This window comes from Mycobacterium asiaticum (genome assembly GCF_001673365.1).
Taxonomy (GTDB): domain Bacteria; phylum Actinomycetota; class Actinomycetes; order Mycobacteriales; family Mycobacteriaceae; genus Mycobacterium; species Mycobacterium asiaticum_A.
The window spans coordinates 45,816-67,393 of sequence record NZ_LZLS01000097.1 but is presented as its reverse complement, the minus strand read 5'-3'; the positions used below and the strand labels follow the sequence as shown (position 1 = coordinate 67,393).

Below are 21,578 nucleotides of genomic sequence, written 5' to 3'. Positions count from 1 at the left end.
TTCTTGTCGCGCGGTCCTAATAGCGTCCAAACGTGATGGCCACGTTGTGGCCGCCGAACCCGAACGAGTTGTTGATCGCGTACTCGTAGTTGCCAGGTCGAGGCTTGCCCGCCACCACGTCCAGATCGATCTCTGGATCGAGGTTCACCAGATTCAGTGTCGGGGGAATGACCTGATCGCGCAGCGCGAGCACGGTCAAAATGGACTCCACTGCGCCGACCGCACCCACCGAGTGGCCGAGGGCAGACTTAGGCGCATACACCGCCGCCGAGTGGCTGCCCAGAGCGTTGTTGATCGCCCTGCCTTCGGCCACGTCACCGACCTGAGTGCCGGTGGCGTGGGCGTTGATGTGATCGATGTCCGACGGGACCAGGCCCGCGAGTTGGATCGATCGCGTCATCGCGTGCCCGGCCCGTTCCCCGTTGGGATCCGGCGCCACCATGTGGAAGCCGTCCGAGGTGATGCTGGCTCCCATGATGCGGGCCAGGATGTTGGCACCCCGAGCCTTGGCGTGCTCCTCGGTCTCGATCACCATCAACGCACCGGCCTCACCGAACACGAAGCCGTCCCGGTCCTTGTCGAAGGGGCGGCACGCGCCGGCGGGGTCGTCGTTGTTGGTGGACATCACGATGCGCATGTTGGCGAACCCGGCAATGGGCACCGCCTCGATGCGGGTTTCCACGCCACCGCAGATCGCCATGTCAGCCTCGCCGAGCACGACTTGCTGCCATGCCCGCGCGATGCCCTCCGAACCGGATGCACACGCCGACACCGGCGTCATGACACCGGCCTTGGCGTGGCGCTCCAGTCCGACGGCCGCCGCAGCGCCGTTGGGCATGTACTTCTGCACGGCCAGCGGTGAAATCGCCCGGAAGCCGCGCGCCCGCATCTCGTCGTATCCGAACACCAGCTCTTCGGCCGAACCCAATCCCGTTCCGATCGACACCGCCAACCTGTTGGTGTCCACCTCCGGGGATCCAGCGTTCTCCCACACCCGGCGGCCGATGACGGTGGACATTCTCTGCAGGTAGGCCGTGCGACGCAGTTCGACCCGCGTCAGTTGGCTGTCAAACTCTTCCAACAGGTGCCCACCGATACGGACCGGCAGGTCGAACTCCTCGACGAACGGGTCGTCGAGGGTCCGGATACCACTTTGACCGTCTAGCAACAACTTCCACGTGGTCTCCGCGTCCGTTGCCAATGCGGTAGTCATGGCGACGCCGGTGACGACCACGTTGGGTAGGGCTTTCCCGGTAACCAGCTCTGTCATGGCTCTTGCGAACCGTTCCTTCCGTCCTTCGTGGTGATCGCGACCACCACCGTCCAGCTTTAGTAACGCCCGAATGCAAGCGCCACGTTGTGACCGCCGAACCCGAACGAGTTGTTGATCGCGTAGCGGTACTCGCCATAGCGAGGCTCTCCCGCGACAACATCAAGGTCGATCTCAGGATCGGGGGTCTCATAGTTCAATGTCGGTGGGATGACTCCGTCCCGAAGGGTCAGCACCGTGAGCACCGATTCCAGCGCGCCGACAGCGCCGATCGAGTGCCCGAGCGCCGACTTCGGCGCATAAACAGCAGCGTTTTGACAACCGGCCACCCGCAGCGCGTTCGCCTCGGCCGCATCGCCGATCGGAGTAGCCGTTCCGTGGGCATTGACGTGGTCAATGTCGCTGGGGGACAGGCCCGCCAACTCCATCGACCGCTGCATTGCCCGGCCGGCACGTTCACCGTTGGGGTCCGGCGCCACCATGTGGAACGCGTCCGAGGTGATACCGGCACCCATCAACCGAGCCAACGGCTTGGCGCCGCGTGCTTTGGCATGCTCCTCGGTCTCAAGGATCATCAGCGCTCCGGCCTCACCGAACACGAAGCCGTCCCGGTCCTTGTCGAACGGCCGCGACGCGCGCTCGGGCTCGTCGTTGCGAGTCGACATGGCCCGCATCATCGAGAACGCCGCGATGGGCAGCGCCTCGATCGGACCTTCGACGCCGCCGCAGACGGCGAAGTCTGCGTCACCCATCACGATTTGGCGCCACGCGTGTGCGATGGCCTCCGAACCCGACGAGCAGGCCGAGACCGGGGTGATTACCCCGGCGCGGGCGCCCAGTTGCAGACCCACCACCGCCGCGGCGCCGTTGGGCATGATCATCTGAACGGCGAGCGGCGACACCTTGCGTGGGCCGCCCTCGTTCATCAGGTCGTAGCTCTCGACGATCCGCTCGGCCCCGCCGAGCCCAGTGCCGACGACCACGCTGAAGCGGTCCGGGTCAACCTCCGGAGCACCGGCGGACTCCCACAACTGACCGCTGAGCAACTTGGCCAACCGCTGGACGTAGGACATACGTCGCAAGTCCAAGCGGCCCATGTGGACGTCGACCGGTTCCTTGAGGTGCCCACCGATCTTGGCGGGCAGATCCCACTTGGTGACGAACTCGTCCTCGAGAACGTGGATGCCGCTTTCGCCGGCCAACAAGCCCTTCCACGTGCTCTCGATGTCCGGCGCGAGCGATGTCGTCGCCGTGACGGCGGTTACCACAACGTTGGGGTAACCGCCATTAGCAGTGGAAGGCTTGGTCACTTGTTCTCCAGCCTCGACTGAACGTTGGCCACGGCCTCGGGGTTCTCGGTCTCGAGCTTGGCGCGCAGCGCCTCGGCGGCCTCGGGGTTCTCTTCCTCGAGCTTCTGGATGTAGGCGACGACGTCACCGACGGTGCGCAGACCAGCAAGGTCCTCGTCCGGGATCTTCACGCCGTACTTGTCCTCGGTCTGCACGGCGATCTCAACCATCGACAGCGAGTCGATGTCCAGGTCGTCGACGAACGACTTCTCCGGGGTGACCTCCGACGGCTCGATACCGGTCACCTCTTCGATGATCTCGGCGATACCGGCGATGATTTCTTCCTGACTGACGGCCACAGTGGTTCCCTTCGTAATGTGTTGTGTTTGGATCGATTTGGGTCGTGCTTATAGAGCGGTTGTAGGTTCTGGCGCGAACCTGGCGATTAGATGGTCGCCAGTTCGTCCAGATCTGCGGGTGACTTGACGGCTCGCGTCGGAACCCCCCGAAGTTCGCGTTTGGCGATGCCGGCCAGCGTTCCCGCGGGCGGGAACTCCACGATCGCCTTGACATTGTTTTCGCTTTGTTCACGGATGTAGGCGGTGCACAGGTCCCAGCGCACCGGCCGGGTCAGCTGGGACACCAAGGTCTCCATGGCCACGGCGGCGTTGGGGACCGGCTTGCCGTCGTAGTTGGACAGCAGCGTGGCGGTGGGCTCGGCGGTGGCGATGCCGGCCGCAGCCGCGGCGTAGCCGTCCAGGGCGGCAGCCATGAACTCGGTGTGGAAGGCCCCGGCGACACCCAACGCGCGAACCCGCGCCTTGGCCGGCGGGTCCTCGGCGAGCTTTTCCAGCGCGGTCAGCCGGCCGGCGGCAACGATCTGGCCGACCGCGTTGCGGTTGGCCGGGACCAGGTCGAGCTGCTCGAGGCGGTTCAGCACCTCGGTCTCGTCGCCGCCCAGGACCGCGGACATGCCGGTCGGCTCGGCGGCACAGGCCTTGGCCATCTCGGCACCACGGGTGGCCGCCAGCATGACCGCATCGTCAGCCGCGATCACGCCGGCGATGGCGTAGGCCGCGATCTCACCGACGGAGTGGCCCGCGATGATCAGCTCCTGGTCATTAAAGAGGCCGCGCCGGGTGAGCTCCTGGTGGGCGAGCAGAGTGGCCGCCACGATCAGCGGTTGGGCGATCGCGGTGTCGGTGATCTCCTCGGTCGAGGCGGTCGTGCCCAGCCGCGCCAGGTCCAGGCTGCTGGCCTTCGACCACGCGGCGATCTGGTCTGCTGCGCCGGGCAGTTCCAGCCACGGCGACAGCATCCCCTCGGTCTGGGAACCCTGTCCGGGTGCAAGCAAAGCGATCACGTGTCTAAGAGAACACTGTGAAGACGGTTTTGCGGGGTGTAACAGATTATGAACCTCGTCTTAGGTTTTTGTATACCTTCTACAAAATAGCCCCGTAAGCTACATGTTTGAGATCCAGCCGCGATCTGTCATCTAGGTCACTATCGGCCAGACCCCGACCCTATACCCCCTCTGACCGGCGGCGGAAGGTGTGGCACTGGATTGTTAGCCGCACCGGATGGCTGCGTCGGATAGTTCAGTTGGCCGACGGTTGCCGCCACGCGCAGTACGTATGCGTCGCGCGGCTGGGTGGGATCGCGCCCAGTGAAGTCGGCGATTCGCTTGAGGCGGTACCGGACAGTGTTTGGATGAACGAACAACTTCCTGGCACAAGCTTCAATGGCGCCGCCACAATCTAAGAAAGCGTCCAAGGTTTCCACAAGTGTCGGCCCCGCGTCGGCGAGCGGGCGCATCACGTCGGTGTGCAGCGCAACGATCGCTGATGCGTCGCCCATCAAAGCCCGCTCCGGAAGGAGTTCGCGGGCCAGAACGGGACGCGGCGCGCCACGCCACCCGGCGACGGCGTTCATCCCCGAGATCGCCTCGCTGGCACTGTGATAGGCCGCGGTCAGCATCGGTGCCGTGGGACCGATGACCACTGGTTCGTCGGCGAACGCCCCCAGGAGATCCTTGAGGAACTTGTCAGTGGGCGACAGTTGACCGGAGACGATGGCCACCAGCCAGGTGCCGTGCACGTCGGTCAGCGCGGCGCGGCCGTGCCGAATCGCGATGTCGCGGACATCTTGGCTGGCCCGCTCGCTGCCCTGGCTTTGAGTGTTGGAAGCGTCGCGGCCGGGGGCCGGGGTGCCCACCACGACCGTCGCCGGCGCGGTGGTGTCCCAGTTCAGCGCGGCCGCCCGGGACAGCAGCTCGGGACCGGTGTCCCCGCGCACGACGGCGTCGACGACGCTGGCTTCCATCCGGCTGTCCCACGCGCCGCGGGCCTCGGCCGCGTCGGCGTAGGCGGTGGCGGCGGTGAAGGCCAGGTCGCGGCTGTACTTCAGGATGCCGACGGTGAGCGCGGTGAGCTGCTCTTCGGAGCGGGCCAGTAGCGGCACCACCTCTTCGAAGAACTCCATGGTGACGCGCACCATGTCCACGGTGTCGCGCAGGGCGATGCGCCGGGTCAGATCCTGAGGAACCAGTTCGAAGGCCTGAGCGGTGTAACTGACGTTGCTGTGCGGGTCCTGCATCCACTCGACGAAGTTGACGACCGCGGTTTGGACCACCAGCGCGACGCTGGCACGCTGGGAGGCTTCCAGGTCACCGAAGAACGGCAACCGCTCCTGCATGGCCGACACGGCTTCGGTGGCCAGCCGGCCCGAATACTGCTTGAGCCTGCGCAGCAGGGAATCGGGCACGGTGTCCAGCATTTCCAGCGGCGACCGGGGCCGTTGCTGCAGCTGCTGGGCAAACTGGTTGTCGTTCACACCTAAAAGCTACGCCCTATTTCTAGAAGGTTTCGCTAAAGAGCGGGGTGTGTGCGCCGCCGAGCGTCACGCTGGCGTGGCGCTGGTCGTCGATTGCCACTCTGGCGGGACGCTCGATGCGAACGGCGCGGGAGGACCCGCGGGAGAACCCGCGGGGACGGTACCGCGGGAGGGTTAGGCCACGCCGGGGTCGGAGGTCTGCTCGGGGGCCGCCAGGACGTCGTCGATCTTGTACTGCTCTGCGGCCGTGAACGCCTGCGACGGATCGATCTCGCCGTCGCGGGCCAGCGCCTCGAGCACCGCGACGACCAGCGATTCGGCGTCGGTGTTGTAGTAACGGCGAGCCGCCGGCCGGGTGTCGGAGAAGCCGAACCCGTCGGTGCCCAACGTGACGTAAGTGCCCGGCACCCACGGCCGGATCTGCTCCGGGACCGCGCGCATCCAGTCCGAGACCGCGACCACCGGGCCGCGGGTCTCCTTGAGAACCTTCGTCACATAGGCCTCGCCCGCCGGCTGGTCCGGGTGACGCAGCCGGTGCTTCTCCACTTCCACGCCGTCGCGGTTCAGCTCGCCCCAGCTGGTCACCGACCACACGTCGGCGGCCACATCCCATTCGTCGGCCAACATCTCGGCGGCCTTGAGCGCCGAAGGCATCGCGACCCCCGACACCAGAATTTGCGCCGTGCTGGCGCGCTTCTCCTTCGCCTCGCGGTAGCGGTAAATGCCCTGCAGCAAGCCCTGCGGATCGAAGTTCTCTGGCTCCGGCGGCTGCTGATAGGGCTCGTTGTACAGGGTGATGTAGAAGTAGACGTTTTCCGGATCCTTGCCGAACATCCGCGCCAGGCCGCTTTCGACGATGTAGGCGATCTCGTAGGCGAACGCCGGATCGTAGGCCACCACGGCCGGATTCGTGGCCGCCAACAGCAACGAATGGCCGTCGGCGTGTTGGAGCCCCTCGCCGACGAGTGTGGTGCGCCCGGCCGTGGCACCCAGCACGAAGCCCCGGGCCATCTGATCGGCCGCGGCCCACAGTCCGTCGCCGGTGCGCTGGAACCCGAACATGGAATAGAAGATGTAGAGCGGGATCATCGGCTCGTTGTGGGTGGCATAGGACGTGCCGACCGCGGTGAACGACCCCACCGACCCCGCTTCGTTGATGCCTTCGTGCAGGATCTGGCCGACTTCGCTTTCCTTATAGGCCAGCATCAGCTCGGCATCGACGGCGGTGTACAGCTGGCCGTTGCGGTTGTAGATCTTCAGCGACGGGAACCACGAGTCCATCCCGAAGGTGCGGGCCTCGTCGGGAATGATCGGGACGATGCGCGGCCCGATCTCCTTGTCCCGCAACAGTTCTTTGAAGGTGCGCACCAGCGCCATGGTGGTGGCGACTTCCTGGTTGCCGGAGCCTTTCTTCAGCACCTTGTACACGTCGCGCGACGGTAACTGCAGCGCTTTGGTCTTGGTTCGCCGTTCGGGGACGAAGCCGCCCAGGGTGCGGCGCCGGTCGAGCAGGTACCGAATCTCCGGCGCGTCCGCACCGGGGTGGTAGTACGGCGGTAGGTACGGATCTTCGTCGAGCGCGGCGTCGCTGATTGGGATCCGCATGGAATCCCGGAAACGCTTAAGGTCTTGCAGCGCAAGCTTTTTCATTTGGTGAGTAGCGTTGCGGCCCTGGAAGTGCGCACCCAGCGAGTAGCCCTTGATGGTCTTCGCCAGAATCACCGTTGGCTGTCCCTTGTGCGCAAGGGCGGCATGGTAGGCGGCGTAGACCTTGCGGTAGTCGTGCCCGCCGCGCTTGAGGTTCCAGATTTCGGAGTCGCTCATGTCCTGCACCAGTGCCTTGGTGCGCGGGTCGCGTCCGAAGAAATGGTCACGCACGTAGGCGCCGTCGTTAGCTTTGTAGGTCTGGTAGTCGCCGTCGGGCGTGGTGTTCATCAGATTGACCAGCGCGCCGTCCCGGTCGGCGTGCAACAGCGCGTCCCATTCGCGGCCCCACACCACCTTGATGACGTTCCAGCCCGCACCGCGGAAGAAGGACTCCAACTCCTGGATGATCTTGCCGTTGCCCCGCACCGGGCCGTCCAGGCGCTGCAGATTGCAGTTGATCACGAAGGTCAGGTTGTCCAGTCCTTCGAGCGCGCCGACGTGCAGCAACCCGCGGCTTTCCGGCTCGTCCATCTCGCCATCGCCCAAAAAGCACCACACGTGCTGGTCGGAAGTGTCCTTGATGCCCCGGTCATGCAGGTAGTGGTTGAACCGAGCCTGGTAGATGGCGTTGAGCGGCCCAAGGCCCATGGAGACGGTGGGAAACTCCCAGAAGTCATTCATCAATCGGGGATGCGGGTAGGACGGCAACCCGCCGCCAGCATGGCTGTGCTCCTGACGGAAGCCGTCCATGCGCTCACTGGTCAGCCGGCCTTCCAGGAAGGCACGGGCATAGATACCCGGTGAGGCATGGCCCTGGATGAACACCTGGTCACCGCCACCGGGATGCGACTTGCCGCGGAAAAAGTGGTTGAAGCCGACCTCGTACAGCGCTGCGGAGGACGCATAGGTCGAGATGTGGCCGCCGACTCCCACCCCCGGACGTTGGGCGCGGTGCACCATGATTGCCGCGTTCCATCTGATCCAGGCCCGGTAGCGACGTTCGACGTCCTCGTCGCCGGGAAACCACGGTTCCAGCTCGGTCGGGATGGTGTTGACGTAGTCGGTTGAGGTCAGCGCCGGGATGGAGACTCGTTGCTCACCGGCGCGCTCCAGCATTCGCAGCATCAGATAGCGCGCCCGCGCGGGCCCGGAACGCGCCAGCAGATCGTCGAAAGACTCCAGCCACTCCGAGGTTTCTTCAGGATCAATGTCGGGCAGATACGACGCCACGCCTTCGCGAATCACCCTCACGCGGTCGGGTTCGCTTGCGCTGCTTGGTGTTTTGGCCAGGTCCTTGCGGGCGAACTCGGTGGTCAACGCGCTACTCCTGTAGTCGGCGGGGTGATGCTCGAGTGATCCTGCCTCTATCGTGCCGCACCGGTGTCCGTTGCGGATAGCCATGTGCGGCGTCGGCCCCAACCCCCGAAGTAGGTGCTTGTGGGGCAGATGGGATCGCGACCCGGTAACGTCACACCCCGTGAGGCACGTGGGGGGGTTCCCCAAGCGAGGAGCCTTGGCGCTCGGCTGCATTGCGGTGCTCGTGATCGGCATCGTCGGCTGTACCAAGGTCACCGATGGCACGGGTGCAGCCGACACCAGCATCGCCCCGGCGTACCGGTCATCGGTGTCGGCGTCGGTGTCGGCGTCGTCGGTGACATCCAGCGTCCGGGAATCGCAGCGCCAGCAGTCAGTGACGACCAGGGCGATGCGCACCTCCTGCGATGCGCTGGCGACGACCAGCAAAGAAGCCATCGACAGGGTGAACGAGTTCGTCGCTGCCTACAACGGCGGCAAGAACACCGGCCCGACCGAGGGCCCGGCCATCTCAGCGCTCAATGCCAGCGCCACGGCGGTGGAGAACAGCTACAGCGACGCATTGCCAGCCCAGATGCGTGACGCGTTCAACACGTACAACGACGCCGCACGTCAGGTGGCTAATGCGATCGGTACCCACGCGTCGACCGGGGAGTTCAACAAGCGTGTCGACCGCCTCAACGACGCCAAGACCAAGGCGCTGAAAATGTGCGTGGGTTAGCTGTATGAAGTGGGCTACGCCTGTGCGACGATAACGTTCGTCGCTTGTCGTGCGGTTGTCTGAGGGAGGTTCCACGGTGGTCGCGGCGGATCACGCTCGCAAACTGGGCATCCAACGGGACCAAGTCGTCCAAGAGTGGGGTTGGGACGAGGACACCGACGACGACATCCGCGCCGATGTCGAAGATGCCTGCGGCAGCGAGTTGCTCGACGAGGACACCGACGAGGTCGTCGACGTCGTGTTGCTGTGGTACCGCGACGACGACGGTGATTTGGTGGACATCCTGATGGACGCCATCAGCCCGCTCGCCGAAGACGGCGTCATATGGGTGCTGACACCTAAGACCGGCCGTCCCGGCCATGTGCTGCCCGCCGACATCGCCGAGGCGGCCCCGACCGCGGGCCTGATGCCGACATCGTCGGTCAATTTGGGTAACTGGAGCGCCAGCCGTTTGGTACAGCCGAAGTCCCGGACCGGGAAGCGCTGATGCTCGACGTCGGAGCCACCGCCCCCGACTTCACCCTGCGCGACCAGAACCAGCAACCGGTCACGTTGAGCGCGTTCCGGGGCGCCAAGAACGTGCTGCTGGTGTTCTTCCCGCTGGCCTTCACCGGGATTTGCCAGGGCGAACTCGACGCGCTGCGGGACAATCTGCCCGAGTTCGAGAACGACTCGAGCGCGGCGCTGGCCATCTCGGTCGGACCGCCGCCCACCCACAAGATCTGGGCGGTGCAGAGCGGGTTCACCTTCCCGGTGCTGTCCGATTTCTGGCCGCACGGCGCGGTGAGTCAGGCTTACGGGGTGTTCAACGACGTGGCCGGCGTCTCCAACCGCGGCACTTTCGTGGTCGACCAGTCGGGGATCATCCGCTTCGCCGAGATGAAACAGCCCGGTGAGGCGCGCGATCAGAGCTTGTGGACTGGCGCGTTGGCGGCTTTGGCGGGGTAAACGTTTTGGGGGGTTGGGGTGTGGGCGTGTAGCCTGCGCCGGGGTTATAAGGGCGCGTAGCTCAGTGGTAGAGCTCTGGTTTTACACACCAGCGGTCGGCGGTTCGATACCGTCCGCGCCCACCCTCTTCGGTGGTGAGTTCCCGTTCTTTTCAGAGCGAGCGGTTCGGTGAACTGTTGCTACAGCCCATGATTGACGCGGTGTGGCAGCGGGTGGCCGGCCCGGAGGATTCGGCCAGGCCCACATTGACCGTCCGCGTCGAAGGCTGAAGGCGGCTGATACGCATCGCACCTCGCTCAGATGCGAACCGCGAAAGATAAACCACTGCGACTGATTGCGGCGTGTCGTGTGCGTGGGTTATATGTCGGCGACGCGGCGAGGCGGCAAGGCGGCGAGGCAGCGAGGCAGCGAGGAAGCGGCGAGGCAGCGAGGAAGCGGGGGCCGCGGGCTCGCTCAGGGAGACAGGTCACCGATCGCAGCGCCCCCTGCTGGTGCTGAGATCCAGGACCGGGCCCCGGCAAGTACGGAAGTATGGACCGCGCGCGCGATGCGGGCGCCGAATGTCGAGCGCGGTCCACCGAATGCTTCCGCAACCCCGGTGGTCGGACAGTGCACGACGATCGCATCCGAAGCCGTCCCGGTGGCCCGCACCCCGATTTCGTACAACGCCTGCACCTTCGCCTCCGTTGCGGTGGCCACGGCGTTGACCAGCGCCGCGTGCGAGAGCCGCACCGGCACCGCTACCACGATGTTGATCGTCCCCACCCGGTAGTCGTCACTGTCGGTGAGCGGTCGGTACTCGACGGTCCGGTAATCGAACGCCGTCGTTTGCACGCCGGCGGGCAACTCGCGACGGAAGTCTTGGTCGGGCGCGGCAGCCCAGGCCGGGTTCGAGAGTCCGACAGTTGCGGTGGCATGTACTCCGCTATCCGCGGCGAGGTGGTAGCGAGTCACGTCCACAGCGGTGAGCAGTCCGCAGCCGACGCCAACGAGCCCGAGTGCAGCGCCAATCTCGGTCAGGTGACGGTCCGGGTCGGTTCGGCCGTAATCCAGCGGGACCGTTGCATTGGCCACCCAGGCCCGGGCGCCAATACCGCCGCCGAGCGGGCCCGACGAGATGCACAGTCGAGGCTCGGCGAATTGCCAGAGCAGGACCGGCATCGGGCGAGTTTGTTCCACTCGTGCGGTCAACCTGGGTTGCATGGCTCTCATCCTGGCGGGCGGCCGCGGGTTTGCAAATCGGCGATAGGGCGCGACGCCCCGGAGCGCGTTGCGGTAGCAATCGCGTCTAGTTGCTCGCGCGGTGACCGGGTGCTGGAATCAGGTAATGACAGCGCAAGAACCCCTGACCATGCCGCTGGAAGAAGCTATGCGTACCCAGCGTGCGATCCGTCGGCTCAAGAGTGACCCGGTCGACGATTCACTCGTATTGCATCTGCTCGAGCTGGCGATGAAGGCACCGACCGGTTCGAATGCCCAGAACTGGGAGTTCATCGTTCTCAAAGACCGCGAAGCGGTCGCCAAACTCGCTCGGTTGAATCGCCGGGCGCTCAACGTCTTTGGCCCGCTGTACAAACGAACTCTGAACAATCGGATGGACGAAAAGATGCTTCGCATCGAGAAGGCGGTGCGCTGGCAGGCCGATCATTTCGAGGACATTCCGGTCGTCGTGGTCGCGTGCCTCAAAGGCGTCATTGCGCCCTATCCAACGATCGCTAGCAGCAGCGCCTACGGTTCCATCTATCCCGCCGTGCAGAACCTGTTGCTCGCGGCGCGTGCGGCCGGGCTCGGCGCGGCGCTGATCACCATGCCGCTGTGGAGCACGGTGTTGGCAAGGCGAGCCCTGGGGTTGCCGTGGAATATCACTCCGGTTGCGGTGGTTCCGATGGGCTGGCCGAAGGGTAAGTACGGCCCGACCACACGTCGGCCGGTCGGGGAGTTCGTTTCGCTGAATCGCTATGGCAATCGGGCATTTCGGTAGCCCGTGAGAGGCGCTCGCCCCGCTGTGGTTACCTTCGCGCCCGGGCGCCCCACGAGGAGAATCGGGTGGCGACCGAGTCGCGTACCACGGGCTTCTTGAGACTTGGGTTGCTGACCAGCGGCTCGCCGGACGCTTCGGCGATAACTTGACGAACCTGCGCGCGCGCCGCGGCCAGTGCGGCCAGGTCGCTGGCCGGGCAGTCCAGCCGCACGGCAGGCAGCACCTGCACTTCCAGCGCGGCGGGTCGGTACGGCCGTCCCCGCATCACCTCGCGCGGACCCCGCAGGGCCAGCGGGACGATCGGAATCCCTGCGGCGGCGGCCAGTTTGAACGCGCCGAGTCTAAAGGGGTAGGTGCCGGGTGTGTCGCGGCGCTCGCCCTCGGGGAAGATGTGGATCGATTCGCCTTGTGCCAGAAGAAGTTCCAGCCGTTCGTAGGACGTCAGCGACGCTTCCAACGAGCCCGGCTCGACGGGGATGACGCCAAGGCGACGGGCGAGTAGCCCGAGCGGGCCTTGCAGCAGTCGCGCTTTCGCGGTCATGCACACCGGTCGGTCGAACGCACTGAGCAGCAGCAGCGGATCCATATCGGTCGGGTGATTGCTGACATAAATGGCCTGCCCATCCGGTAGCGGCACACCGGTCCGTCGGAACGACATTCCGGTGGTGGCGAACAACACCCGCAGCATGCGACGGGTGAAGCGCCACGTTGCGGTGCGGCTGCGCAACAACGCCGACGCGCCGGCCGAGACCAACACGACGGCCATCGTTGCCGTGGCGATGTAGCTGCCGACCAGCTCGTCGCGGCGCCTCCCGATGAACGTCCGCACCCGGTAACGGGCCAGGCGGGCCACCAACAGGACAACGCCCCGGCGCGAGGCGCGTCTTCCCAAAGTCCCATCCCGATAGGCCAGCCGGGTCTCTTGACGGCGCAGCTTGCCGCTGGAGGTCTTGAGTATGCTGCCGCGCGAAATCAGTACGACGTCGTCGGCCGACGTGCCTGTCGCCTCTACGACCGCGGCCCGGATCAGCGCCTTGATTTCGTCGTATTTCGCTCTGTCCGTGGTGGTTTCGGCGACGACTACGAGACCCTCACCCTGGTCGGTCGGCTCGCCGAACGCGATCACACAGCCTTTGCGCACTCCAGGCAGCTCACCGACGGCGTGTTCGATGTCTTGTGGGTGATAGTTGCGGCCCGCCTTGATGATCAGGTCCTTGACCCGGCCGGTGATGAACAGTTCGCCGTCGGCCAGATAACCCAGATCCCCGGTGTCCAGCCAATCGCCCAACAGCACCGCCGCTGTGGCGTCCGGGCGGCCGAAATAACCCGACATCACCGACTTCCCGCGCACCAGGACCCGTCCCTCCAAGCGCTCCGCGAGCGGTGTCAGCCGGTCCGTGGACTCGACTATGCGAATCTGCTGATCTCCCATCGGCGTCCCACAGGACACCAGGCTGCGGATGCGTGAGCCCTGACCCGCGGGCAGGGCGCGACCCTCGTCCGCCAGCCGATCGGCATCGACGTGATCGACTCGCGGCCGCTGCTCGCCGCCGGCGAACGTCACCCCGACGCACGATTCGGCAAGTCCATAGGCCGGCGCGACAGCGCCGCGGCGAAATCCGTAGTTTTCGAACCTGCAACAGAATTCGTCAATCGCTTTAGGCCGCACCGGTTCCGCGCCGATCACCACTGCCTTGAGGCTGGAAAGTTCTATTCTCGCGATGTCTTGGTCCAAGACGCGTCGCCTGACGTGGTCGAGTCCGAAGGTGGTGGTGGGGGCGGTCGTCGCGCGAAACCGATCGATAGCCCACAGCCACAGTGCCGGCTTGGTCAAGAAGTCGATCGGCGACATCAGCACTATGGTTGCTCCGGTGAAGATCCCCACCGACATCCACATCGCGATCAGCCCGAAGTCGTGGTAGAGCGGCACCCAGGACACCACCACGTCTGAGGGGCTGCAGCCCGCGCGCGTAATTCCGTCGCTATTTGCCCGCATATTGGCCAGCAGATTGCCGTGGGTGAGAGCGACACCCTTGGGGTCGCCGGTGCTTCCCGAGGTGTACTGGATGAGCGCGAGGTCAGGGGGCGTCGTGACACAGAACGGTGCCGTACCGCTGCCGCGCAGAGATGCCAGCGTGACGGATTCCCGTAGCGATGGGGTGGCCGTGCACAGCAGGTCCGCCGCCGACTTAAACTGCGGATCAGAGATGACGAATGCTGTTGTGGCACTTTGCAAAATGCGACTCTGCCGGTCGACATAGTTGCCCAGGTCGTCAAGTCGTAAAGGAGGATAGATCGGTACCGGGACGCCGCCCGCGCATAGGACACCCACGAATGCGACGAAGAAATCGGGACCCGTTGGCATGACGATTGCGACCCGCTCGCCCCAGGTCAGGCCGAGGTTGGTCAAGCCCGCGGCCACACACCTGCCTTGGTCCCATAGCTCGCCGAAGGTCAGGGTGCTCACCTGCTTGTCCGCGGTGAGGAACTTCAAATGGGGAAACTGGCTGTGTTGCTCGGCGCGAGTGCGTAGCGCATCAAGCAAGGACATCGGCGCAGGCTCCATCGCGGCAAGGCTTGCGATGGATGCATCTTGTTCGGGGGCCGCAACTGGCCGCTCGATGGGATGGCGCGTGAAAGCAGCTGCGCCAAGAGCCTTTTCGACGGCATCCAGCAGGTCGCGCGGCCGACGAAACATGCCTATTTCGTCCGAGGGCAGTTCAACGGCGTAGGCCCTGCCAACCCGGATGAACAGGTCGGCGAGTTCGATGCTGCCCAGGCCGAGTTGCTCGGCGAAATCGAAATCGAGAATATTGGGATCATCGATCTGCCCTAGTCCGGCATCTCTGAGCACACCGGCGAGCTCGTCACGTAGGCATTGTTCTGTCCGCATTCGTTTGAAGCCCCTTCCGATGCGCCATTCCCGACGCGGCAGAAGTATAAATAAAGTTCCGCATTATGAATAGCGAATTTTGTGCCATTATGATGCTTTATTAATTTGCCGTTGTGGCTGCATATTCAATTTCGCTCGCACTGTTTATGATCCAGGCCGTGACGCCCAGCACGCAATATCCCGGCTCGCTCGACTATCTCAATTCGCGGGATGCACTCGCCTTTTCACGCGGCGGGGCATCGCAGAGTCAACTTATTTCGATTTGCTTTGCCGAACGTCCCACCGACGATGCGGCGTCGGTACTCGAACAAGTGCGAAAGCGGGTCCGCGTCCGGGCGCCACTTATTCCTCGGTTGATGCAACGCATAGTCGCCACGCCATGGGGCGTGGCTCCGCCCGCGTGGTTTGACGCAGAACTGTTCGATATCGACTATCACGTGCAAAGCAGGCAGGTCCTTGGCGGCGGCATTCCCGAGTTGATGCACGTGATCGAAAGCGTCATGGGCCCACTGGATTTGCGACGTCCGCCGTGGCGGATCTACGTCGTCGAAGGCTTCGACGACGGCAAGTGGGCATTTATCGTTCAGGTGCACCACGCCGTCGGCGACGGCGCGGCATGCATCGCACTGTTCGGTGCGGTGCTGCTCGACCTCGACTTTGCGGTGCCCTCGGAAGCGACACGATCAAAGGTGTTCGCGCCACCGAAGCTCAGACTAGTCGCGCCCGGTCTGGCCTGGCGCGGTCGCGGCGTGGTGCACAAGACGAAACACGCACTGCGCGTGATCAGTTCGCCTAGCCGTGTGCGGGCCGCGGTGCACGACGTGCGGCGGCTGACGAACCTGCTCCGACGGGAATCCCGTCAGCCATATACACCGACCGGCATCAACGTGCCTGCGACCGGCGACTGGGTTTGCCGTCTGACAACCCGTCCGCTCGACGAGGTCCGGGCGCTCGCCCGAAGCAACCCGGGAGCGACGGTGAACACCGTCTACCTGTCGGCGGTGGCCCGAGGCATCGAGACGGCCCTAAAGACCGCCGGCATGCCGCTGCAAGCACCGCTGAAGATCGGGGTGCCCAAGAATCTGCGTCAGGACACCGACCGTGTATTCGTCGATTCCTCCACGCAGACAGGCAACTTGGTGGTCACCGCGCCTCTGGGCCAGGACGACCCGTCCGAGGTCCTGACGGCGATCACCGATCGGTTGCGGCACGCGCTGGACTCCGATGAACCCGGCATCCGTGCCATGCTCGGCAAGGGTGGAGCCGTCCAGAAGTGGCCGCTGAAGTGGAACGTCACCGCGACATTGGTGCACGGCCCCCCGTTCGCCCCGGACAGTCTTGGTGGCCGCGTCGAACGCTGGCTGCTCACCGCGCTGCCCGGCGGCACCAAGGGCCTGGGCTTGATTGCGATGGCCTACGACGGGATCCTGACGATCTTCGTGGTGGCAGACAGATCGCTGGCCGCGACCGCAGACGGTGTGTGCGAGGGCATGCAGGCGTATTTCAACGACCTGGCAACCGCGGTAGGTCACGGTGCCGAGCCGCTTATGGACGTCGTTTAGGCGTGCCGCGTCGCCTCCTGCGCGAGCTGCACACGTGAGGTCAATCCGAGTTTGGTGTAGATGTGCGTGAGGTGAGCCTGCACGGTGCGGGGTGAGATGAAGAGCTTGCCGGCCACCTCGCGGTTGCCCAGTCCTTGGCTGACCAGCTTGACGACGTCGAGTTCGGCGCGGGTCAGCGACGCCCAGCCGCTGCTGGCGCGGCTACGTTCACCGCGCCGATGTTGGGCATAGGCGATCGCCTCCTCAAGAGACAACGCGGCACCCTCGGCCCAAGTGGCCTCGAACTCGTCGTCACCTAAAACCGCTTGTAGCGCAGCAATTCTGGCCTCGTCAGCCTGCGCAAGAACCGGAAAGCGCACCAAGCCCATGCGTTGGTAGGCGGCGTCTGCGGCTGCGAAAAGGCGTACCGCCACTTGGTGATTGCCGGCTTCGGTCACCGTGCCGGCAAGGCAATCCAGGACGATCGGAATTAGCAGGTCGCCTCCCAGATGGGCCGCCAGGTCGAGGGCGTCGAAAGCATCGCGTTCGGCTGCGTCGAAAGCGCCCTGAGCGATCTCGACGCGCGCCCGCGTGGCCAGGGATGCCGCCCGACTCCACCCCCGGGTGGCGGCGACAACCTCATCGGCCCAGCGGCGCGCCGCAGCCAGATCACCGCAAGCCAGCGGAGCCAACGCCGCATAGATGTGCATCGGGGCCAATTGGGGATCCATCAAGGTGTGCTCGCGCGCGGTTTCGAAGGCCTGCCAGGCGGCGGATGGCTCGCCCGCGGTTAGGAGCACGTGGGCCATCGACGCGTCGACGATTCCGCGGAACGTAGGAAAGAGGTCGGTCACCCGCTGATAGGCGACCGCGGCCGCCTCCCGAGCCGCCTCGATCTTTCCCAGGTAGGCAAACCCGATGGCTTGGATCGACACCGCAACCGTCGAGTACATGGTGTAACGGGCGGCAGTGCACTCCTCGTCGATTTCCCGGAGCTCGATCAGCGCATCGGTAAGTTCGCCGCGCAAAATCTGTGACCACGCCAGGACATAACGGCATTGGTAGAAGACGAAGTTGTCGCCGATCCTCTCGGCGATCCGAAGAGCCTCCTCGGCGGCCGCCGGAACTGCGACGGGTTCGCCGAACAACAGCGCGAACACTGCCTCCAAGTTGAGCGTCTGGCCCAGCCACCACGCATCGCCGCTCTCGCGCGCGGCCTGGGCCGCCTCGGTGAAGTAGGCGATCGACAATTCGCGATCGTCGGCGGCGCGGCAGGCGCAGGCGGTCAAGGCCCGCGCCAGTAGTCTTTGGTCACCGAGTTCGCGGGCCGCGTCCAAAGTCCGCTTGGCTGAATCGAAGTCAATGCTCAGGCCACGGAACGATTCCAGGACGCTGACGCTCACCGCGGCCCGAACCGTGTGCATCGGCCCGTCGAAACCGTCGCGTTCTGCGTCGGCGAGCGCCGCCCCCAGCCAGTTGAGTCCTTCCTGCATTTGCCCGTGCGACACCCAGAGCGGTACCAAAGCACAACCGAGCGTCAATGCCAGCTCGGTGTCGGAGTTCTCGCGGGTCCATGCGAAAGCTGCTCGCAGGTTGTCGATTTCGGTTGCTGCCTGTTGGAGGCGCCGGTCATGGTCGGTCGCTGTCGGTGCATCGAGCAGCTTGGCCATCGCGATGTAGTGGTCGCGATGCCGGGTGCGCACGTCGCTGCCTTCGCGGGACTCGTGCAGCTTCTCCTGGGCGTACTGACGCACGGTCTCCAGCAGTCGGTAACGGGTAATTTGCGCGCTGTCGTCGGCGACTACCAGCGACTTGTCGACGAGCAGCGTGAGCAGGTCGAGCACCTGGTAGCGCTCCATCTCGGTTGCCAAGGCCTGCGCGGCGTCAAGGTCGAATCCGCCAAGAAACACCGCGAGCCGGCGGAACAGAAGCTGTTCGGGTTCTGACAGCAGGGCATGTGACCAGTCCACAGAGGCGCGCAGCGTCTGTTGCCGCCGTACCGAGGTGCGGGCGCCACCGGTGAGTAGCCGGAAGGTGTCGTGCAAGCTGTGCAGGATCTCGTTGGGGGACAGGGCCCGAATGCGTGCGGCAGCAAGTTCGATGGCCAGCGGCAGGCCGTCGAGCCTGCGGCAGATCTCGAGAACGGTCTCATTGTTGGCTGCGGTGATGCGGAATTCGGGTTTGATGCGTCGCGCGCGGTCGCTAAAGAGTTCGAGCGCTTCGTCATTCAGTGACAGCGACGGCACCCGCCAGCTCACTTCGCCGGGCACGCCGATAGGTTCACGGCTGGTGGTCAGCAACCGCAGTCCCGGACAGCGGGCCAACAAAGCGGTGATCAATTCGGCGCTGGCGTCGAGCAGGTGCTCACAATTGTCTAGGAGCAGCAACACTTCTCGGTCGCGCAGGAATCGCTGCACTACCTCGGTGCCGGACTGCCCGGGCTGGTCGCTCAGCCCGAGAGCTCGGGCCACGGTTACCGGTACGGCGTCGGGGTCGGTCAGTGGCGCCAAGTCGACGTACCAGACCCCATCCGGGTACGTGGCGGCGACCTGCACCGCCAGGCGCGTCTTACCGGCTCCGCCGGCACCGGTGAGGGTGACCAGCCGGTTGCCCGCGACGGCTTCGCGGATGCCCCGCATCTCGGCTTGGCGCCCGATGAAACTGGTCAACTGCACCGGAAGGCATTCGGACGCAACGGTATTCATGGTTCGTAACGGCGGAAAGTCATTGTGCAGATCCGGGTGGCAGAGTTGCACCACGCGTTCGGGCCGCGGTATGTCCCGCAGCGGATAGGCACCCAGGTCGGTGAGCGTGACATCGGCTGGGAGTTGGTCGAGGACAAGGGGTTCGGTGGCACCGGATAACACCGTCTGTCCGCCGTGGGCTAGATCCCGCAGTCGCGCGGCCCGGTTGATGGTAGGCCCGATGTAGTTGCCCTCATCACGCAACTGGACATCACCGGTGTGGACCCCGATGCGAAGCTTGATCGGCGCCAACGGAGCTAGTTGCAGGTCCAAGGCGCAGGCCACCGCGTCGGCGGCGCGGGCGAAGGCGATCACGAAACTGTCGCCCTCGCCCTGCTCGATCGGCCGCACACCGTGACGGGTCGCGACGGTTGCGGACAGCGCTTGATCCAGCCGTGCGACCGCGCTTTTCATCGCCTCAGGTTGGGTTTCCCACAACCGTGTCGAGCCTTGGACGTCGGCGAGCAGCAAAGTCACGGTTCCAGTCGGTAATCCGGACGGTAGCTCGCTCATATCTGGCCCGCTCCAGCTCGTTTCGCTCATGCTAGCCAGCATGCGGCGCAAAATGAGGTCCGAGCATCGGCGAAAACGCCGATAGTTGCACCCTGGGTATGCGTACGCGTCCCCGATACTTGACCCCGATGGCTACTTACGACTTCATCGTGATCGGCGCCGGTTCGGCCGGATGCGCGGTCGCCGGGCGACTGGCTGACGAATCGTCGGCGACGGTGCTGCTGATCGAGGCTGGTGGCTCGGACCGGCGGCTGACAGTACGCGCGCCGCTCGCCTTCCCGCGCCAACTCAACACCGCGCTGGACTGGGCGTACCAAACCGAGCCCGAGCCCGGCTGCGCCAATCGTCAGATCCAGCAGCCGCGCGGCCGGGTGCTGGGCGGCACCAGCGCGATGAACGCGATGGTCTGGGTCCGGGGCAGCAACCTCGACTACGACGGCTGGCAGTTGCCGGGCTGGGCGTGGGCCGACGTGGCGCCGGTCTTCGAGCGCATCGAGCGGGGACCGATGCGGATCACCCGCACAGCCGAGCCCGACGAGGTGACCCGGAGGTTCGTCGCCGCGGCGCGCGCAGCAGGAATCGCGGCCACCGACGACGTCAGCGGGCCCGAACTCGACGGCGCTGCCCTCAGCCCGGTCACCATTGACCGCGGCCAGCGGTGGAGCACCGCGCGCGGATATCTGCGCAAGCAACCGAATCTGACCGTCGTCACCAAGGCCGACGTCGGCCGGGTCGTCATCCGCAACGGACGAGCGGTCGGCGTCGAATACCGTCGCCGACGGGGTGCCCGCACCACCATTGCTTTCGCCGGCGAGACCGTGCTGAGCGCCGGAGCCTTCGGCACCCCGCAGCTACTGCAACTGTCCGGCATCGGCCCCGCCGACCACTTGCGCAGCCTCGGCATCCACGCGCTCGTCGACAACCCCAACGTCGGCCAGGGCCTGGCCGATCACCCCAACATGTTCGGCATCTGGAAGTTGACGCCCGGATTCGTTGGCCTGGCCGACGCGACGAACCCAAAGTGGTTGCTGCAGTGGTTGTTCCAGCGCCGCGGCAAGCTCTCCAACAGCGGGGTGGAGGCGGTGGCCCATATCCGGTCCGCCACCGGACTCCCGGCCTGCGACTTCCAGCTCGCCTTCAGCCCCGGTGACGCCTCGGCCGATCCCAAAGTCGGGAAATTCGAGCCCGCGTTGACCGTGATCCACTCGCACTGGACCCCAGCGAGCCGGGGCAGTGTGCTGATCCGTTCGACGGATCCCGCAACGCCGCCCGCGATCCGGCTGAACATGTTCACCGAACGCGAGGACCTCGAAGCGATGACCCGGGCGATCGCGCGCAGCCGGGAGATCATGGCCACCGAGCCGATCGCCTCGGCCGTCGACCGCGAGGTGTTACCCGGGCCAGGTGCCGACCTCGAAGAGTCGATCAGGAACAACGCCATCACCACCGCACACCCGGCCTGCAGCGTCGCAATGGGTTCACAGCCCGACAGCGCTCTCGACGAACAACTCCGCGTCCGAGGCGTGGCGAACCTTCGGGTTGCCGACGCGTCGGCACTGCCCAGGATTCCCCGCGCCAACACCAACGCCCCGGCGATCATGATCGGCGAGCGATGCGCCGATTTCCTGCTCGCGGGTAGCTCGCCGCACTTTGGTTTTGGACGTGTTTAGCCAGGTATGGCACGCTCGTGAACGTGGGTGACCTACCTGGTTCGCAGAGTGACGGCACGGCACGGCAGACATCGGGACCGCCGGTGCGGTCATTGTCGGCCGACCAGCAGCCGGCAACCAAGGCCGACCTGTACGCCGCGGTCGATGCCATGCGCGCCGACATGCGTCAATTGCTCGAGCAGATCAGCACGCTGATCAAGGACGCACAGAAGTAG

At 65.2% G+C, this 21,578-nt stretch carries 17 protein-coding genes and 1 tRNA gene; 9 read left to right on the top strand and 9 right to left on the bottom strand.

Features of this window, described 5'->3' with window-relative positions:
• Positions 1 to 16: 16 nt before the first annotated feature.
• From kasB to aceE, 6 genes are all read right to left on the bottom strand, one after another.
• Complete coding sequence (kasB, locus tag A5634_RS10800) at positions 17 to 1,270, bottom strand: 3-oxoacyl-ACP synthase KasB (RefSeq protein ID WP_065144034.1); 1,254 nt, start codon at positions 1,268 to 1,270, stop codon at positions 17 to 19.
• A 59-nt stretch (positions 1,271 to 1,329) separates the two neighbouring features.
• Positions 1,330 to 2,580, bottom strand: coding sequence for a 3-oxoacyl-ACP synthase KasA (kasA, locus tag A5634_RS10795; protein ID WP_065144033.1), 1,251 nt, complete (start codon positions 2,578 to 2,580; stop codon positions 1,330 to 1,332).
• A complete protein-coding gene (acpM, locus tag A5634_RS10790) occupies positions 2,577 to 2,918 on the bottom strand; it encodes a meromycolate extension acyl carrier protein AcpM (protein ID WP_065144032.1) in 342 nt (113 codons plus the stop codon). Before acpM ends, kasA begins: the two co-directional genes overlap by 4 nt.
• A gap of 86 nt (positions 2,919 to 3,004) precedes the next feature.
• Positions 3,005 to 3,922: an ACP S-malonyltransferase gene (locus A5634_RS10785; RefSeq protein WP_065144031.1), complete on the bottom strand. Its 918-nt coding sequence runs from the start codon at positions 3,920 to 3,922 to the stop codon at positions 3,005 to 3,007.
• 140 nt (positions 3,923 to 4,062) lie between these two features.
• Positions 4,063 to 5,391: a PucR family transcriptional regulator gene (locus A5634_RS10780; RefSeq protein ID WP_065144030.1), complete on the bottom strand. Its 1,329-nt coding sequence runs from the start codon at positions 5,389 to 5,391 to the stop codon at positions 4,063 to 4,065.
• A gap of 174 nt (positions 5,392 to 5,565) precedes the next feature.
• Positions 5,566 to 8,355, bottom strand: coding sequence for a pyruvate dehydrogenase (acetyl-transferring), homodimeric type (gene aceE / locus A5634_RS10775; protein ID WP_065144101.1), 2,790 nt, complete (start codon positions 8,353 to 8,355; stop codon positions 5,566 to 5,568).
• Positions 8,356 to 8,524: 169 nt separating this feature from the next.
• Between aceE and A5634_RS10770 the strand changes: the two genes are divergently transcribed.
• From A5634_RS10770 to A5634_RS29895, 5 genes are all read left to right on the top strand, one after another.
• Positions 8,525 to 9,073, top strand: coding sequence for a hypothetical protein (locus A5634_RS10770; RefSeq protein WP_081290347.1), 549 nt, complete (start codon positions 8,525 to 8,527; stop codon positions 9,071 to 9,073).
• 76 nt (positions 9,074 to 9,149) lie between these two features.
• Positions 9,150 to 9,560, top strand: a complete 411-nt coding sequence (locus A5634_RS10765; protein ID WP_065144028.1) for a DUF3052 domain-containing protein — start codon at positions 9,150 to 9,152, stop codon at positions 9,558 to 9,560.
• Positions 9,560 to 10,021, top strand: a complete 462-nt coding sequence (locus A5634_RS10760; RefSeq protein WP_065144027.1) for a peroxiredoxin — start codon at positions 9,560 to 9,562, stop codon at positions 10,019 to 10,021. The genes A5634_RS10765 and A5634_RS10760 overlap by 1 nt, the downstream gene beginning before the upstream one ends.
• Positions 10,022 to 10,071: 50 nt before the next feature.
• Positions 10,072 to 10,143, top strand: a tRNA-Val gene (locus A5634_RS10755).
• A gap of 12 nt (positions 10,144 to 10,155) precedes the next feature.
• The gene (locus tag A5634_RS29895; protein WP_301337105.1) at positions 10,156 to 10,290 is read left to right on the top strand and encodes a hypothetical protein; all 135 of its coding nucleotides are present in this window, start codon (positions 10,156 to 10,158) and stop codon (positions 10,288 to 10,290) included.
• Positions 10,291 to 10,474: 184 nt separating this feature from the next.
• Here A5634_RS29895 and A5634_RS10750 read toward each other — a convergent pair whose 3' ends face one another.
• Positions 10,475 to 11,224: an adenosylcobinamide amidohydrolase gene (locus A5634_RS10750; RefSeq protein WP_172831679.1), complete on the bottom strand. Its 750-nt coding sequence runs from the start codon at positions 11,222 to 11,224 to the stop codon at positions 10,475 to 10,477.
• A 124-nt stretch (positions 11,225 to 11,348) separates the two neighbouring features.
• Here A5634_RS10750 and A5634_RS10745 point away from each other — a divergent pair, with 124 nt between their 5' ends.
• Entirely contained in the window at positions 11,349 to 12,002 is a 654-nt protein-coding gene (locus A5634_RS10745; protein WP_253861543.1) for a nitroreductase family protein, read from the top strand.
• A gap of 28 nt (positions 12,003 to 12,030) precedes the next feature.
• Here A5634_RS10745 and A5634_RS10740 read toward each other — a convergent pair whose 3' ends face one another.
• Positions 12,031 to 14,895 (bottom strand): AMP-binding protein, encoded by a 2,865-nt coding sequence (locus tag A5634_RS10740; RefSeq protein WP_065144025.1) that lies wholly within the window; start codon positions 14,893 to 14,895, stop codon positions 12,031 to 12,033.
• A 158-nt stretch (positions 14,896 to 15,053) separates the two neighbouring features.
• On the opposite strand from A5634_RS10740, the gene A5634_RS10735 reads away from it, so the two are divergent.
• On the top strand, positions 15,054 to 16,457 hold the full coding sequence (locus tag A5634_RS10735; protein ID WP_172831678.1) for a wax ester/triacylglycerol synthase domain-containing protein: 1,404 nt from the start codon (positions 15,054 to 15,056) through the stop codon (positions 16,455 to 16,457).
• On the opposite strand, the gene A5634_RS10730 is transcribed toward A5634_RS10735, so the two are convergent.
• Positions 16,454 to 19,723 carry a LuxR family transcriptional regulator gene (locus tag A5634_RS10730; RefSeq protein ID WP_253861542.1) on the bottom strand — a complete coding sequence of 1,090 codons (3,270 nt, stop codon included), beginning with the start codon at positions 19,721 to 19,723 and terminating at the stop codon, positions 16,454 to 16,456. The genes A5634_RS10735 and A5634_RS10730 overlap by 4 nt on opposite strands.
• A 98-nt stretch (positions 19,724 to 19,821) precedes the next feature.
• On the opposite strand from A5634_RS10730, the gene A5634_RS10725 reads away from it, so the two are divergent.
• Together A5634_RS10725 and A5634_RS10720 are read left to right on the top strand one after the other, a co-directional pair.
• Positions 19,822 to 21,363 (top strand): GMC family oxidoreductase, encoded by a 1,542-nt coding sequence (locus tag A5634_RS10725; protein ID WP_065144022.1) that lies wholly within the window; start codon positions 19,822 to 19,824, stop codon positions 21,361 to 21,363.
• A gap of 23 nt (positions 21,364 to 21,386) precedes the next feature.
• A complete protein-coding gene (locus A5634_RS10720; RefSeq protein WP_155769475.1) occupies positions 21,387 to 21,578 on the top strand; it encodes a hypothetical protein in 192 nt (63 codons plus the stop codon).